Source organism: Nostoc sp. UHCC 0870 (genome assembly GCF_022063185.1).
Lineage (GTDB): Bacteria > Cyanobacteriota > Cyanobacteriia > Cyanobacteriales > Nostocaceae > Trichormus.
Genome location: NZ_CP091913.1, coordinates 6,284,642 through 6,301,456 on the forward strand (window position 1 = coordinate 6,284,642; position 16,815 = coordinate 6,301,456).

Genomic DNA, 16,815 nt, shown 5'->3' on the forward strand with positions numbered 1-16,815 from the left:
CGCCTACGTTCAGCTACAAGGTTTCAGATTTATAGGACAAAACATTACGCACAAAATCTGGTACTTCTCTAGCTAGTAGGTCAAGTAGTGCGTTTAAATTCATTGGAGGCTTTTTAAGACTTTGTGATTGTCTTTGCACTACTCTAACCATTTTTTCTGCATCGATGTTGTACAGAGTAGTCAAAAATTCATCTGGTGACTGCGCTTGTATATTCCAAGGAGCTAGATCCTGATGCTGAAAATGCTTAAGGTTTGAGGTGACAATTATATTAGCCCTAGCCACTACAGCAGTAGCAAGTACATGGCGATCGCCAGGATGATTTGTCATCGCTTGAGTTAAGGCATCTGGAACAACAACTATTGCATCTGGAAAAGCTGTTTTAATTCTCGTCTCAAGTCTTGTTGCACTTTCCAGTGACATTCTCCCTGTGGACACAAGATTACGAGTTGCACCATCAAGGATTTCTTGCGACCAAAAGGGAAAATAAAATCCAGCCTCAGAAGCACATAGTAAAGTGTCCCGTAGATACATTGGGAAAAGTACGCAGGAATCTAGCACAGCACGCAGCATTTCTATTTGTTTAAATATAAAGGGATCAAATAGAATCTATCTAATTCACTTGTATGAACCAAAATCTACTCGTAAAAGCCTAGTTCTTGGCTTTCTGCTATTAATTCATCCAGTAGTTGCCTACGCTTAGTATCTCGCTCCTGTTTATACTTCATTAAATCATCAAACCGCACACGCCTATGTGTTCCTACCTTAATGTAAGGAATATCACCTTGTTCTAATAATTTAATTAAATAAGGGCGGGAAACGTTGAGAAAATCGGCAGCTTGTTGGGTTGTCAGTTCTTTTTTTTGTGGAACTATAGATATAGCTTGCTCTGATGCGATCGCATGAACAACTTCATGCAAAACTTGACAAACCGCATCTGGAATAATAATTTCTTCCCCGTTTGCGCCTATAAGTTTGAGATGAGAACCTACTTCTTGTAGTATGCAGTCGAGTTCTTTGATAGACTTTGCTTCTGATTCTTGATCTGCAAATTTCTCTATAGATAAGGTCTTTCCAGGTACGATAGCAGTCATATACAGTAAGAATTAATGGTATTACTAGATTTTAATACTACACAAACGCAATATTCGCAAAATATAAAATTTCTTAATTGTGAGAAATCCGGGATGAGTCATTAGTTCGTAGCCAATAGTTTTTTCCTGTGCTGTTCCCTGTCACCTGTCCCCTATCACCTATTGGCATATGTACTAGTAGAGTTAAAATACAGACATTCTTCAATGGTCTGTAATCGCCTTTATGTTGGGTCAGTTACTAGATGGACGCTATAAAATCACCAAAGTCTTGGGTGCTGGTGGTTTTGGTCAAACCTATATTTCCGAAGACACTAAGCTTTACAACAATCATTGTGTAGTCAAACTACTCAAACCAATGGCAACTGATCCCATGACCTTACAAGTTGCTAGGCGGTTATTTCAATCAGAAGCACAGTTATTACACAGGTTAGGTACTCATGACCAAATTCCCCAACTATTGGCGCACTTTGAAGAAAACGAGGAATTTTTTCTAGTTCAACAATTTATTGATGGTCATCCCCTCAGTGATGAACTCACCCCTGGAAAACGGCTGAGTGAAGCATATACTATTGCCTTGTTGCAAAATATCCTCCAACCATTAGCCTTTGTCCATCAAAATCAAGTCATTCACCGAGATATCAAACCGCCAAACTTGATTCGCCGCAAGAGTGACGGCAAAGTTGTGCTAATTGACTTTGGGGCGGTGAAAGAAATTAGTACGCAGGTGGTGACTGGTGAGGGTGTGACTAAAATGACTGTGGGGATTGGTACGGCTGGTTATATGCCTAGTGAACAGAGTCGGGGTAGCCCCAGATTAAGCAGCGATGTCTACGCTGTGGGGATGATTGGTATTCAAGCTTTAACGGGGTTAATGCCCCATCAATTGGAAGAAGATATCCAAACGGCGGAAATTGTCTGGCGACAATTGGTACAAATCAGCCCAGCTTTGGCGGATATATTAGATAGGATGGTACGTTATGACTTTCGCCAACGCTATCCTTCGGCGGTGGAAGCTTTAGCCGCAGTACAACAGTTAGGGAATGCTTACGCACCGACACAAACACCGACTAATCCAGGATATACACCAACAGTACCTTTTGATCCTGCAAAACATCAACCAATTAATTCTCAGCCTCCCTTATATTCGCCTCCGCCGCCAGTTCCAGCCCAGTATCGTCAAGAAATTCCCCAACAGCCTCAGTCTGCTGCACCTGCTGTATCTACCGAATCCCCCAAGATTGGACTAGGTTTTTATTTGCAATGGGTGTTAGTGAATGTTTTAGGTTTAATTGGAGGATTTATTTTTGCTGCGATCGCTTCTGTAATAGTAGAGCCGATCTTCGGTACAATCCTGAGTTATCAAGCTGTAGCTGCAACAATGGCCTTAACAATCGGCTTTATGCAATTACTAGTGCTACGAAGACACATCCCCATATCTGAAAAGTGGTGGCTATTAGGAACTACTTTAGGTGCTTGTATTTCCGTTCTCCTTGGGAATATGATGTTTAGTGATGATTTGGATAGTGTAATCGGACTGTCTTTCATGTCAGTAGGCCTCATCGTCGGGATTATCCAATGGTGGCTAATGCGGCGATTTGTTAAGCAAGCCGGCTGGTGGATTTTGGTTAATTCACTGTTTGGTTGGATAGGCGGTATTCTTTCAGGAGCAGTATTAGTATTGCTGCTGAAAAATCCCAAAAACTTGTAACAGATTATAACTAACTTGCTACTTTTTCTAATAGGTGGTCAAATACACTAGTATCCATTAAACCGTTTTCTGATAGGATTCGCCGTACAGTGAGTAAATGTATGGCATTTACATACTGTTGTTTTTCATAATTTGGTAAGGCAACCATAGCATTTAATTGGGGATACTCAAACAGTTTGTGGTAGCCAGTAGTTGGTATATTCACAAAACCTATATCTAAAAGTAACTGTTCAAGCTCACTAAACTTAATTTCCCTAATCATAATGGCGAATCACTCCTTTTAACTGGCTTAGAACATCATCTCGGTATTTTTTAAATTGTTTTATAGCTTCTTCATCTATTATATTGGTCTTCGGTAAATAAACAGTTACACTTTCGCCAAGCTGTGCTATATTAAATGCCTCTATATTTTCAAAATATGCTTGCAGATATAACCAATAAGCTTGACTTGATTGGGAATCATATATTACCAAAATACAAGGCATCGGCTCGAACAACCACAACTCTAAATCTGATATTGCTAGCTTAAAAGCAATGGTTTTTCCATCTGTGAGTGTCTTTAAATAATCAGTAGCTTTTAGCTGTATATAAACTTGACCATTTTCAATTTCACCATTGATATCATAGGTAAACATCACTAGATCGTAGCCGTAATCATGCTGTATACGTTCTACCGAGTAACCACATAAAAAAATATATCTTTCTACATAATTAATACTTAAATCAGCAATAATATGCTCTCGTGGTCGCTTTTTTTTAACCATTTCAGAAGTTGTAAATTTGACATTTCTGAATAATATCAAATTGTCAAAAATCTAGTGAGATTAACGCATGGCTCATCAAACTTACATAACTGATGTCTTAGTCGTTGGCGGTGGAACTGGAGGGACGGCTGCGGCTATCCAAGCGGCGCGGTGCGGTGCTAACACTATCCTGGTGAGTGAATTTCCTTGGTTGGGGGGAATGTTAACTGCTGCTGGAGTATCCGCGCCTGATGGGAATGAATTAATGGCATTTCAAACAGGGATATGGGGCGCGTTTTTACGAGAATTAGAGCAACGACAACCAGGGGGATTAAATAACAGTTGGGTGAGCTTTTTTAGTTATGATCCCCGTGTAGGAGCAGAAATTTTTGCTGATTGGGTGCAAGAACTAGCAAATCTGCATTGGATTTCTGGACAAGTCCCCCTAGAAGTATTAAAGCAAGATAACTGTATTACTGGTGTGCGGTTTGCAGATTTTACAGTGCAAGCCAAAGTGATTCTCGATGGTACAGAGTTAGGAGATTTATTAGCCTTAGCAGAGATACCTTACCGTTGGGGTTGGGAATTACAGTCTGAATGGGAAGAACCCAGCGCACCTGTTGAATTTAATGCTATCACGACCAAATATCCTGTACAGTCACCAACTTGGGTCGTCTTAATGCAAGATTTTGGTGCAGATGTCGCACCCGAAATTTTTCAGTCCCCAAATTATAATCCTTCGCTGTTTGTCAGTGCTTGGGAAAATTACGGTGCAGAGAAATTCTTGAATTATGGACGCTTGCCGGGTAATCTATTTATGATTAACTGGCCTATCTGTGGTAATGACTATGGTGAAGGGGTAGGACGACTACTAGAGTCAAAACCAGCTAAAAGTGAATTTTTCCAAGAATGTCGTTGGCAAAGCCAAAATTTCGCGCATTATATCCAAAATCAGCTAGGTAGGCGGTATGGTTTGGCAGAGTCAGTTTTTCCCCATACCCATCCTGCTTTTGCTCTGCATCCTTATTACCGAGAAAGTCGCCGCTTGGTAGGACTAACTACTGTCACAGAACAAGATATTTTACCAGTTGCAGGGGGTCGGGCGGCAAGTTTATTCCCTGATGCGATCGCAATTGGTAATTACGCTAACGACCATCATTATCCCGGCTTTGACTTGCCACTACAACCGAAATCCATCCGTTGGGGAGGACGCTGGACGGGAACACCCTTTACTATTCCCTACCGTTGTTTAGTTCCAGCTACAACAGATGGTCTATTAGTTTGTGAAAAGAATATTTCTGTCTCTCATATTGCCAATGGCGCAACTAGATTACAACCTGTTGTCTTGGGTATTGGTCAAGCGGCGGGGATGGCTGCTGCTATGTGTGTGGAATTAAATTGTCAGCCGCGAGAAATACCTGTAAAAGCGTTGCAACAAGCTTTATTACAAGACCAGCACGCCCCAGCACCTATCATACCTTTATTTAATCTTTTACCCAATCATCCAGAATGGCTGCAATGGCAAACGTATTATCTCAATGAGCCTCAAGTCTATCCCCATAGTGGCAATTGTCCCGCTTCATCGGTGAATAATTTCTATCACTCAGATACCCAGCAAGTATTATCACGGGGAAATGACTGCTTCACAGGCGTTCTTCATATTGCAAATCAGCAGGATTACAGTTTCACTATCACTTCTCCAACTGCTAATCTAGGGCAAACTTGGCAGCTTGTGACCTGGCGATCGCATATAGACGCGCAGCTGCAAGAATTGACCCATGAGCAACAGTTAACTGTTTGGGGTCGTCTAAATTATTCTGGTAACTGGTTATTAGTTGAAAGTTTGGTAGTATAACCGACTTTATTTTTTTTTTCGGTAAAAAGCACTACTTTTTTGATAATTTTCCGGACTCGTTAGATAAAACTTAGTAGCAATAGATAGGAAAGTTCACAAAGAGATATCTACAATGAGTATTGCTATTAAGTTTTTAATTTCAAGTCTGGTATTTGCCTCACTAACAGTTGATTCCCCACAAGTAGTCAATCAAAATTTATTTGTATCATCAACTACTTCTCAAGATTTAGTTTCATTAAAGCCTAAACATCAACGTAATGAGCCAGAAGGTGCTGCACCTGTTAGGGGTAGTGGACGAAGAAGTTTAATGGAATCGCAAAGAAATACTTATCCTACTGTGTAGTAGATTACAGATGATGCCTGTTGTGACATGAGCATTTGTCTTGTGACCAGCAAATTCAAAACTATTCAACTCTTTTAACTAGCCTTTTTAGCAAGAATACAATTTTCTTAATTCTGCCATTACAACTACCAAGTAATTAACCACCCCAATTGACAGCATCACCACTCTTCAGACCACAGATAACGCTTAATTTTATTTCCAGGGTATCACTCAGGTTAATTCACAATATTACAACAGGGTCAACAACTTCATAGTAAGCAAATTTAGCCCTAAATTTTTCAATACTTAAGGTATTGACAGATGCAAATCTGCGGTGACGCTACACATCCAGTAACAAAGCGTGGAGTTTTATGCTTCTCGTCTTGCTTGATATAGATTGAATAGGGGTGCAAAGCTTTACACACCTAAATATGCACCTCAAAACCCACTATTAATTTATCGTAAATTCAAGGGTTTAAGACTCATAAGTCTACACATCAGTAAACCACAAACTTTTAAAAGCCAACGTAAAAACAAGGGTTTCAGCCATCGTTAATCAGGAGTATTGACCATTGGTTTTAGAGGGATCTTAGAGCGATCGCTTGAAGATGACTAGGGTGATCGTCTGAAATGCTCAACAAAACGTTGTTTTGTGATATCCCTGGCTTTGGCTGAAATGTTTGCTTGGTAAAGCTTCTAAAAAACTTTTTGGTTTACTGACACATAGTATCAGTTGAGTTGGGGTTTAAATCACCGACTCCAACTATCTTTAAGTAATAAGTAATGGGATTTACTCATCACTCATTACTCATTACTCATTACTCATTTAAGGCTTGGTTGTCTTGGGCTGATTTTCTGTTTTTTGAATGCCATTTAAAAACATTGGCACAAATTTCTCAAAAAATGCCTGGGGGTCACGTTGCCAGGCTTTTTGTGCAGCCTGGATTCTGGTAAACTGCAAACTTGGTGCTAGCAAGGTTTGTGGTAAGCGTTCCATGAGATATTGAGGACGTTCCCACAATGGCATTGTGTTTGCTACTTCCACAAGGTTTGCAACCCGTCGCAGTTCTGCACCGAGGGTAATATCCATTCCTGATTCAAATGCTGCTTGTTCTATTGCGGCATATTTGCGCTTGGCTTGCTCAACTTTTTGGCGATGTTCAGGACTTTTATCTGCCATCTGTGCTAACCAACGATTACCCCAACGGACGTGTCCAGCTTCTTCTGGGAGAATTTTAGCAATGGTTTCGCTGATTTTCATATTTTCTGCTGTTTGGGGTGCTTGCTTAAGTGCATAAATGTGAGCAGAAAAATACTCACAACCCCGCTTTTCAGTGACGTTGATGGCAGCTAAGGCAGCAATTATACCTGATTCTAATTGCTCCTGAGAAGTGTATGTGTCTTTGTCTAGGAGTCTTTCAAATTCATCTATATAAGAAGAACCTGGGGGTGTACCAACATTTGCCCCCAATTCTACTAATAAATCAGTCAACCACATGGCATGACGAGCTTCATCGGCAATATGGTGTGATAAGTCTTTGATTAATTCTGGTGGCTTACCGTTGAGTCGTTCTATTAAATCAGTTAAGTCTTTACAGCTACGCTGCTCACTATAACGATAGCGGTTGAGGGTGATCAAGTGAATTTCGCGATCGCTCACGACCCGTTTGAGTACGTCCCGCGCACTCAACTTATTTTGAAATTTCCGTGGATAAACAACTGTCATGGTTTTATTTGAGACTTATTAACTATGTGGTGTTTGATCATGGCCTGGGGTTTCCCTATAGCTGTCAGCCAGGAACTAGGCGCAATAAAGTAATATTTCTTTACAATAGTGATTCTAAGGATTTTTTCCCATTTCAACAATTATTTGGAAAATAGACTGGGAACTATCTAGCATTTCCGTAGCAAATCTTAATTTGATCATGGAATCTTGATATTTTGACCTGCACAAATGTAAATAAAGGTAAAGACAAGATCATCAACCTGGAGATAAGTATTTCTCACAGGTTGTCTGAATGGTGAATTTTGTCTGCGGTAGTCTAGGTCTGATGGTTGGTCATTCCTGATGAAAACAAAGTCGCTGTAACTGGGGAAATATTAAGTTTTATGACAAAAGCTCAATTTAGTAGTGTATGTTACAGAATTTTTGCTAAATTGATTAATAGAGAACTAAAGATTAATCCAATATTTCTAAATTCATAGGGAGTGTGTGTTATGTCTATTCAAGAAAAATCTCGTGCGATTATGGTGCGTCAATATCAGCAAGTTAAGAATCGTCAACAATCGATGCTGATGCGTGCTGCACAAGAAATGGGTATTCCTACAGAAGAAGCATCCCACTATTGGAATCCCATTCAAGGCAAGATTGACCCGACTACACGAGTAATTTACGGGCGCAGTAATGCGACTATGAGCTAGATGTTGATCATTGTTAGTAGCAGGGGAAACTATTTCTACCATAATTTTTTCCCCTGATGTACTGACATACACTCCAGACAGACAAAATAACTGAGGCTAAAGTACAAATTATGCCATCTCGTTCTCAACTTAGTAAACATAACTGATGTTACTAGTTGGAGATTATGCGATAGTAGTCAATAAGTTCTGATGCCTGAGAAGAATGGTATTTTACAAGCAAATACCATTTATATTTTACTTAACTGCGGAGTGTATGTTTGAGATTGAGAATTTATGGATAACTCAATTTGTCTCGTTTGTGCTGCTGATGATAAATTCTCCATGCCTTTAGCTGCAACTACTCGTTCAGTTGTTGCCCATCTTACTAGTGAACAGCATTTAGCTTTATATATTATTGATGGTGGTATTAGTAGAGTTAATAAAAATAGAATTAGGCAAAATCTTCAATCTGAGCAAGTTAGTATTACCTGGCTGAAGGTAAAAAAATCAAAATTCAAAAACTTCCAGACATCTTCTGCGATTACTATCGCCGCTTATTATCGAATTTTAATTCCAGAACTTTTACCCCCAAAAATTGACAAAGCTATTTACATTGATAGCGACGTAATTGTCAGAACTAGTTTGCAAGAACTATGGAATATCGATATTCGTGATAACTACCTTTTGGCAATACCAGATATGGGTGCGCCCTATGTCTCATCTCCTAGAGGACTGATTAATTATCAAGAATTGGGTATTTCCCCAGAATGCCAATACTTCAATTCTGGTGTGCTTGTCATGAACCTTAAAAAATGGCGACAAGAGGCCACAAGTCAAAAAATATTTACGTATTTAGATAAATATAAAAAGTATATACGTTGGCATGACCAAGATGCTATGAATGCAATTTTAGCAGGACAATGGGAAGCCATTGATTCCAGGTGGAATCAGATGCCATACCTATTTAGATATCAATCTTGGCAAGATAGCCCATATAGTGAAGAAGAATATAATAACCTAGTTAATCATCCTTTTATTATTCATTTTTCTTCCCATGAAAAACCTTGGCATGATAACTGTAATCATCCAGAAAAACATTTATTTTTTGAATATTTAGATAGTAAAATCTGGTCAAGTTGGGGTGTTGAACAATTAGCTAAAAAACAAAGACAACAGAATTTAGCAGTGTTCAGCAAAACGTACATTTCACTAAAACAAAAAATTAAATTTTTGCTCCGAGGAGTGATCAAATCCTAGCTTTAGTACGCAAAAAAGCCACCCTATAGGGTGGCAAAATTTACACGTTTGGATATAATTGCAAACAGGTATTAATTAAGCGTCGTAATAAAGATAGAACTCATAAGGATGAGGACGCAATTGTAACTGCTTAACTTCGTTAGCTAGCTTGTAATCAATCCAGTTTTGGATAAAGTCTTCAGTGAATACGCCTGATTCTGTTAAGAAAGCGTGATCATTTTCCAGTGCTTCCAATGCCAATTCTAAAGAACCGGGTGTGGAAGGAACTTTCGCCAGTTCTTCTGGAGAGAGTTCATAGATATTTTTATCTAAAGGTTCACCGGGATGAATTTTGTTCTTGATACCATCTATACCAGCGCACAGCATGGCTGCAAATGCCAAGTAAGGGTTAGAGGTAGCGTCTGGACAACGGAACTCTAAACGCTTGGCTTTGGGGTTAGTACCAGAGAGAGGAATACGCACAGAAGCAGAACGGTTACCTTGGGAGTAAGCCAAGTTTACAGGTGCTTCATAACCAGGTACTAGACGCTTGTAGGAGTTGGTGGAAGGGTTGGTGATGGCCAACAATGCTGGTGCGTGTTTGAGAATACCACCAATGTAGTACAGTGCCATGTCACTCAAACCAGCATACTTGTCGCCAGCAAACAGAGGTTTACCATCTCTCCAGATAGACTGGTGGGTGTGCATACCAGAACCGTTATCGCCAAACACAGGTTTGGGCATGAAGGTAACGGTTCTGCCGTATTTGTTAGCTACGTTTTTGATCACGTATTTGTAGATCATCAACCAGTCAGCCGCTTCGATTAATTTACCAAAGCGGAAACCCAATTCACACTGACCGCCGGTGGCTACTTCGTGGTGATGCTTTTCAATAGGCACACCTAGTTTTGCCATCGTCAACAGCATTTCTGTCCGCATATCTTGGAAAGTATCTGTTGGCGCAACTGGGAAGTAACCTTCTTTGAAGCGGGTTTTGTAACCGAGGTTGGGGCTTTCTTTTCTACCGAAATTCCAACGGCCTTCTATTGAATCTACGTGGTAGTATCCTTCGTTGGCAGTTTGGTCATAGCGGACATCATCAAAGATGAAGAATTCAGCTTCAGGGCCAAAGAAAGCGGTATCACCAAGACCACTAGAAACTAAGTAGTCTACTGCTTTTTGAGCAATAACCCGTGGGCAACGGTTATACCATTCGCCAGTACGGGGTTCTTTAATGCTACAAATAACACTTAATGTTGGCTCTGCCATGAATGGGTCGATCCAAGCGGTGTTAGGATCTAGCACCATTGTCATGTCTGATTCTTCGATGCCTTTCCAACCCCGAATGCTGGAACCGTCGAAGGGTACACCATCAGTGAATGAAGTTTCGTCAATCTGGTCTTGGAACATGGTCAAATGCTGCCAAGTGCCGAGGGTATCGACGAATTTCAAATCAATCATCTGGATGTTTTCGTCTTGAATCATTTTCAAGACTTCTTGTGGGGTTGTCATTCGTTACTCCTTCTCTGCCAATTTCTTAACGTCAAACCAGAATCTGCCAAAGCATCCTAACCCTACTGAGCGGAACAAAGTTGTGACACACCTGAAATATCGTAGATTCTCAACATTAGAGAGTTTTGTAGTAGTTGTTACAGATCATCTGGATTACAGGTAATATTAACCTTTCTTTCGACATCTGCACAAAAGAGGGAAAGTTCATCTCAGAGGGGTCAACTTTGACATAGAATCCTTAAATAATAGATAGATGGTTTTTGTGCCAAATCTATATTTAAATAGCACAAAAATTTACTGGTGCGTAAGTGCGGCCAAATAAATATCAAACCACGATAGCAACGATTGGGAGAAGAAGGAATGCGTGACGCAGTAACAACCTTAATTAAGAATTATGACGTAACTGGTCGTTATTTTGACCGGAACGCGATCGACAGCTTGAAATCCTATTTTGAGAGTGGTACAGCTCGCGTCCAAGCTGCGGCTGCAATTAACTCGAACGCGGCGGCATTGGTGAAGCAGGCTGGTGCTAAGTTGTTTGAAGAACTACCAGAGTTAATTCGTCCTGGTGGTAATGCTTATACAACTCGTCGTTATGCAGCTTGTTTGCGCGATATGGACTACTACCTGCGCTACGCTACATACGCGCTGGTTGCTGGTAATACCAATGTTTTAGATGAGCGTGTGCTGCAAGGTCTACGGGAAACTTACAATTCTCTGAGTGTGCCTATTGCTCCTACAGTTCGTGGTGTGCAAATTCTTAAGGATTTGGTGAAAGAACAAGTAGCTGCTGCTGGTGTTACAAGCACTGCTTTTGTGGATGAGCCATTTGATCACATCACTCGTGAGTTAAGCGAACAGGACGTGTAGGGAAGGGACTGGGGACTGGAATTTTTAGTCAGGACTCAGGACTCAGGACTTTGAGTGAATTTTTGTGAAGCGATCGCCTGACAAGCTATGTTCAGACGCGATCGCTTTTTTTACATAAATTTACGATGATGGGAGATGAGGCGATCGCTAGCAGTCTTCCAGATCCCCGACTTCTTAAAGAAGTCGGGGATCTAATCCGCGCGATGTTCACATTTACTTGAAATCTATAAATACTATGTTTATTATTGATGACATTATTAGTGAATTAGTTGCTCAGGGTGTTCAGCGTGTTCAAGATAAAGTTATTCGTAACGAAACAGTATTAAGAATACTCAAACAGTTTGGTTTACAACCGGATGTACCCCAAAATGATTTTGAATGTATTTATCGTTATACCTTAATTCAATATGGGTTAGGAAAGCCCAAGGTTATTTTAGAGTTATTTAGACAACGAGAAATTCAAAATAATTTTGAACAGGCATTTAGTCAGAATAAAAATTTCAATTTTCAAAAATTAGATAATTATATTGACAGTTATGCTATTGGTGATGAAATTAAACAGCAAAACATTGACCCTCATAGGGAAGTAGCAGAATTTGCCCGTTTATTTCTGGAAGTTGCTAAACAAGCCAGAACACCTACGGAAATTTTACAAGACCATAAAATAGAGAAATTACAACGTACTTTAAATCAAGTTAGTGAACAGGTTAAATATCTCAATTTACCAGCAATTCAACAGCAAATTAACCAATTAGCACAAAGTTATCAGCAATTATTACCACCGTCGCCAGTAGCGAGAGAAACGGAATTAGCTAAAAATTTACGTGATTGGTTTAATGCACTAGGTTATAAATTTGAACCGACTGAAGTTTTAGAAACTGAATATTTTGAATGGATTATTAATATCCCTAAACGCCGGGGTTACGACCGAATTTTTATTCGGGGAGTGGAGGGAGAAGCAAGTATTCATGATGTGAATGCTGTTAAACAAGGGATAGAAAAATATAAAACTGATGAAGGTTGGGTAGTTGCACCGCGTCGAGTTAGTAAGTTAGCTAGACAGGAAGTTGCACAAGCCAATGATTCAGGAGTTTATTGTTATACGTTAGATGAATTAATCGAAGCTGACGCTGATTTTAGTAGCTATTTTGAATGGTTAGAAAACCAGGTGACAGAAAAGGGAATAGATAAATATTATGTGCCACTAGCTTGTATTAAGGAAGAAGTTGATTTAGTCACTAAGCGGCGCATTGGGATTAGTCACTATGGTAAAGAAGACGGTTGGATTGACCGCTATGTTAATAATTGGTTAGCTGATACAGTTAAGGAACATTTATCAATTTTAGGGGAATTTGGTACAGGTAAAACTTGGTTTGCTTTTCATTATGCTTGGGAGGCTTTACAAAAATATCGTCAGGCTAAACAAGATGGTTCACCTTTACCGCGTATTCCTTTAGTGATTCCTTTGCGAGATTATGCGAAAGCTGTAACAATTGAATCTCTATTTTCTGAGTTCTTTTTTCGGAAGCATCAGATTGGTTTAGCAAATTATTCTGCTTTTGAACAGCTAAACCGGATGGGGAAATTATTATTAATTTTTGATGGCTTTGACGAAATGGCTGCACGGGTAGATCGTCAAGCCATGATTAATAATTTTTGGGAGCTTGCTAGGGTGGTTGTTCCTGGCGCAAAAGCGATTTTAACTTGTCGCACGGAACACTTCCCGGAAGCTTTGGAAGGACGCAATTTATTAAATGCTAAGTTAAAAGCTTCTACTGCAAATTTAACCGGAGAACCGCCGCAATTTGAGGTTTTAGAATTAGAAAAGTTGGATGATGAGCAAATTAGACAAGTTATTAGTTTTAAAGCTAAACCGGAAACTTTTGACTATATTACTCACAATCAACAATTATTAGATTTGGCGCGTCGTCCGGTGATGATTGATTTAATTATTGAAGCTTTACCAGAGATTGAAGCTGGAAAACCTGTAGATATTTCCCGTGTTTATCTATATGCAGTGCGTCACAAAATGGAACGGGATATTAAATCTGTACGCACTTTTACTACAATGGCACAGAAGTTATATTTTCTGTGTGAATTATCTTGGGAAATGCTGTCTACTGAGAGGATGACTCTCAATTATAAGGAGTTTCCTGACCGGATTCGGCGTTGTTTTAACAAGGAAGTACAGGAACAAAAGGATTTAGACCATTGGCATTATGACATGATGGGTCAAACTATGTTAATTCGTAATGCTGATGGTGATTATTATCCTGCCCATCGGTCTTTATTAGAGTTTTTTGTTGCTTATAAGTTTGCTAGAGAATTGGGTATTTTAGCAGATGATTTCCGAGAAGTTGCTGATGGGATGCCTTATGACCAAGGTATTAGTGATGGGGATTTAACTCAAACCTTTGGTAAAAATCTGTTAGCAAAAGCAGTGTTGGATTTAATGTGGCCGATGTTGCAAAAATCAGCTAATGGACGTTTGGTAGAGGTAGTTAAAACCACTAAAGCTAAAACTGAAATAGAAGCTGGTTACTGTGGTAGTAATGCAGCGCAGTTACTTATCAAAGGTAATCGTTTTGCTTTAGAAAAACAGGATTTGAATCAGACTGTGCTTCCAGGTGTAGATTTTAGTCGAGTGAGTCTGCACAGTGTGGATTTGACTGGAGCAAATTTACATGAGTCTGTGTTTGCTAGGGTATTGACTGAGGTTTTGACAGTGGCTTTTAGTCCTGATGGGGAAGTGCTGGCGACAGGAGAGGCAGATGGTAGGGTGAGGCTGTGGAATGCTAACACTGGGAAGGAGTTGTTAACCTTAACAGGTCATAGCAGTTTGGTTAACTCAGTCGCCTGGAGTGGGGATGGTCTGACTCTGGCTAGTGGTAGTCGTGATAAAACGGTGAAACTGTGGGATGTGCAGACTGGGGAGTGTCGCCTGACTCTGGCTGGTCATAGCAGTTCGGTTAACTCAGTCGCCTGGAGTGGGGATGGTCTGACTCTGGCTAGTGGTAGTGATGATAAAACGGTGAAACTGTGGGATGTGCAGACTGGGGAGTGTCGCCTGACTCTGGCTGGTCATAGCAGTTGGGTTTACTCAGTCGCCTGGAGTGGGGATGGTGGGACTCTGGCTAGTGGTAGTCATGATGAGACGGTGAAACTGTGGGATATGCAGACTGGGGAGTGTCGCCTGACTCTGGCTGGTCATAGCAGTTGGGTTTACTCAGTCGCCTGGAGTGGGGATGGTGGGACTCTGGCTAGTGGTAGTCATGATGAGACGGTGAAACTGTGGGATATGCAGACTGGGGAGTGTCGCCTGACTCTGGCTGGTCATAGCAGTTCGGTTTACTCAGTCGCCTGGAGTGGGGATGGTGGGACTCTGGCTAGTGGTAGTCGTGATGAGACGGTGAAACTGTGGGATGTGCAGACTGGGGAGTGTCGCCTGACTCTGGCTGGTCATAGCAGTTTGGTTAACTCAGTCGCCTGGAGTGGGGATGGTGGGACTCTGGCTAGTGGTAGTCGTGATGAGACGGTGAAACTGTGGGATGTGCAGACTGGGGAGTGTCGCCTGACTCTGGCTGGTCATAGCAGTTCGGTTAACTCAGTCGCCTGGAGTGGGGATGGTGGGACTCTGGCTAGTGGTAGTGATGATAATACTGTGAAACTGTGGGATATGCAGACTGGGGAGTGTCGCCTGACTCTGGCTGGTCATAGCAGTTCGGTTTACTCAGTCGCCTGGAGTGGGGATGGGGGGACTCTGGCTAGTGGTAGTGATGATAATACTGTGAAACTGTGGGATGTGCAGACTGGGGAGTGTCGCCTGACTCTGGCTGGTCATAGCAGTTCGGTTATCTCAGTCGCCTGGAGTGGGGATGGGGGGACTCTGGCTAGTGGTAGTGATGATAATACGGTGAAACTGTGGGATGTGCAGACTGGGGAGTGTCGCCTGACTCTGGCTGGTCATAGCAGTTCGGTTATCTCAGTCGCCTGGAGTGGGGATGGGGGGACTCTGGCTAGTGGTAGTGGTGATAAAACGGTGAAACTGTGGGATGTGCAGACTGGGGAGTGTCGCCTGACTCTGGCTGGTCATAGCAATTGGGTTAGGTCAGTCGCCTGGAGTGGGGATGGTGGGACTCTGGCTAGTGGTAGTCATGATGAGACGGTGAAACTGTGGGATGTGCAGACTGGGGAGTGTAGCCTGACTCTGGCTGGTCATAGTGATTGGGTTAGGTCAGTCGCCTGGAGTGGGGATGGGGGGACTCTGGCTAGTGGTAGTGATGATAGTACGGTGAAACTGTGGGATGTGCAGACTGGGGAGTGTCGCCTGACTCTGGCTGGTCATAGCCGTTGGGTTTCCTCAGTCGCCTGGAGTGGGGATGGTGGGACTCTAGCTAGTGGTAGTCATGATAATACGGTGAAACTGTGGGATGTGCAGACTGGGGAGTGTTGCCTGACTCTGGCTGGTCATAGCAGTTGGGTTTCCTCAGTCGCCTGGAGTGGGGATGGTGGGACTCTGGCTAGTGGTGGTGATGATAATACGGTGAAACTGTGGGATGTGCAGACTGGGGAGTGTATTGCTACTTTCAGCCATCAGTTATATGCAGGGTTGAAGATTAAGGGCGTGAAGGGGTTAACCCAGGCGGAGATATTAAGTTTGAAGGCGTTGGGGGCTGGGGAGGATTAGAGGGATGAATTTATCGGGCTACGCCCCGCTACGCTAACACGCAGAGACGCAGAGGCGCAGAGAGTAGGGGAGTGATAAGGCTGATTAGCAAAAATTCTTGATGTGAGGTTGATGCTGTTGCTGAAATTAAGATTAAAGAGCGATCGCCATTTTTCTCGTTCTAGTAATTAACTTAATCAGCAATATCCGAAACATTAAAACTGTACTAAATATATCATTCTTAATACAGAAATTGTATTAGCCGATTTCTGTTGTCAATTGGTCATTAACCAAAACAGATAGCATAATTTTTTTAGCAATATAATTTAACATTAACTACTAGAAAAAATTATCTTATCCGTAATAGAGATTTTACTGACTTAATCTACATGATTTTAATTTGTCTATGTA

At 41.3% G+C, this 16,815-nt stretch carries 13 protein-coding genes; 7 read left to right on the forward strand and 6 right to left on the reverse strand.

The genetic code is table 11. From position 1 onward, the window contains the following. Window positions 1–13 precede the first annotated feature (13 nt). Window positions 14–532: a PIN domain-containing protein gene (locus L6494_RS26615; RefSeq protein WP_237990764.1), complete on the reverse strand. Its 519-nt coding sequence runs from the start codon at window positions 530–532 to the stop codon at window positions 14–16. A 104-nt stretch (window positions 533–636) separates the two neighbouring features. Further along, window positions 637–1,092, reverse strand: coding sequence for a helix-turn-helix domain-containing protein (locus L6494_RS26620; RefSeq protein WP_237990765.1), 456 nt, complete (start codon window positions 1,090–1,092; stop codon window positions 637–639). Window positions 1,093–1,315: 223 nt separating this feature from the next. Between L6494_RS26620 and L6494_RS26625 the strand changes: the two genes are divergently transcribed. Continuing rightward, window positions 1,316–2,800, forward strand: a complete 1,485-nt coding sequence (locus L6494_RS26625) for a protein kinase domain-containing protein (protein WP_237990766.1) — start codon at window positions 1,316–1,318, stop codon at window positions 2,798–2,800. Window positions 2,801–2,810: 10 nt separating this feature from the next. On the opposite strand, the gene L6494_RS26630 is transcribed toward L6494_RS26625, so the two are convergent. Together L6494_RS26630 and L6494_RS26635 are read right to left on the reverse strand one after the other, a co-directional pair. Continuing rightward, window positions 2,811–3,062 (reverse strand): type II toxin-antitoxin system HicA family toxin, encoded by a 252-nt coding sequence (locus L6494_RS26630; protein ID WP_237990767.1) that lies wholly within the window; start codon window positions 3,060–3,062, stop codon window positions 2,811–2,813. Then, window positions 3,055–3,564 carry a DUF4365 domain-containing protein gene (locus L6494_RS26635; protein WP_237990768.1) on the reverse strand — a complete coding sequence of 170 codons (510 nt, stop codon included), beginning with the start codon at window positions 3,562–3,564 and terminating at the stop codon, window positions 3,055–3,057. Before L6494_RS26635 ends, L6494_RS26630 begins: the two co-directional genes overlap by 8 nt. A gap of 67 nt (window positions 3,565–3,631) precedes the next feature. Here L6494_RS26635 and L6494_RS26640 point away from each other — a divergent pair, with 67 nt between their 5' ends. Further along, the gene (locus L6494_RS26640; RefSeq protein ID WP_237990769.1) at window positions 3,632–5,398 is read left to right on the forward strand and encodes an FAD-dependent oxidoreductase; all 1,767 of its coding nucleotides are present in this window, start codon (window positions 3,632–3,634) and stop codon (window positions 5,396–5,398) included. A 112-nt stretch (window positions 5,399–5,510) separates the two neighbouring features. Beyond that, window positions 5,511–5,741, forward strand: coding sequence for a heterocyst-inhibiting protein PatX (gene patX / locus L6494_RS26645; RefSeq protein WP_237990770.1), 231 nt, complete (start codon window positions 5,511–5,513; stop codon window positions 5,739–5,741). Between the two features lie 805 nt (window positions 5,742–6,546). Here patX and L6494_RS26650 read toward each other — a convergent pair. Then, window positions 6,547–7,446, reverse strand: coding sequence for a ferritin-like domain-containing protein (locus L6494_RS26650; RefSeq protein WP_237990771.1), 900 nt, complete (start codon window positions 7,444–7,446; stop codon window positions 6,547–6,549). Between the two features lie 491 nt (window positions 7,447–7,937). Here L6494_RS26650 and L6494_RS26655 point away from each other — a divergent pair, with 491 nt between their 5' ends. Together L6494_RS26655 and L6494_RS26660 are read left to right on the forward strand one after the other, a co-directional pair. After that, window positions 7,938–8,141 carry a hypothetical protein gene (locus tag L6494_RS26655; protein WP_190703077.1) on the forward strand — a complete coding sequence of 68 codons (204 nt, stop codon included), beginning with the start codon at window positions 7,938–7,940 and terminating at the stop codon, window positions 8,139–8,141. A gap of 273 nt (window positions 8,142–8,414) precedes the next feature. Further along, window positions 8,415–9,377, forward strand: a complete 963-nt coding sequence (locus tag L6494_RS26660; RefSeq protein ID WP_237990772.1) for a glycosyltransferase family 8 protein — start codon at window positions 8,415–8,417, stop codon at window positions 9,375–9,377. 75 nt (window positions 9,378–9,452) lie between these two features. Here L6494_RS26660 and glnA read toward each other — a convergent pair whose 3' ends face one another. Next, window positions 9,453–10,868 carry a type I glutamate--ammonia ligase gene (glnA, locus tag L6494_RS26665; RefSeq protein WP_237990773.1) on the reverse strand — a complete coding sequence of 472 codons (1,416 nt, stop codon included), beginning with the start codon at window positions 10,866–10,868 and terminating at the stop codon, window positions 9,453–9,455. Window positions 10,869–11,228: 360 nt separating this feature from the next. Here glnA and apcB point away from each other — a divergent pair, with 360 nt between their 5' ends. Then, window positions 11,229–11,738: an allophycocyanin subunit beta gene (gene apcB / locus L6494_RS26670; RefSeq protein ID WP_237990774.1), complete on the forward strand. Its 510-nt coding sequence runs from the start codon at window positions 11,229–11,231 to the stop codon at window positions 11,736–11,738. Between the two features lie 235 nt (window positions 11,739–11,973). Next, entirely contained in the window at window positions 11,974–16,425 is a 4,452-nt protein-coding gene (locus L6494_RS26675; protein WP_237990775.1) for a pentapeptide repeat-containing protein, read from the forward strand. The last annotated feature ends 390 nt before the right edge of the window (window positions 16,426–16,815 follow it).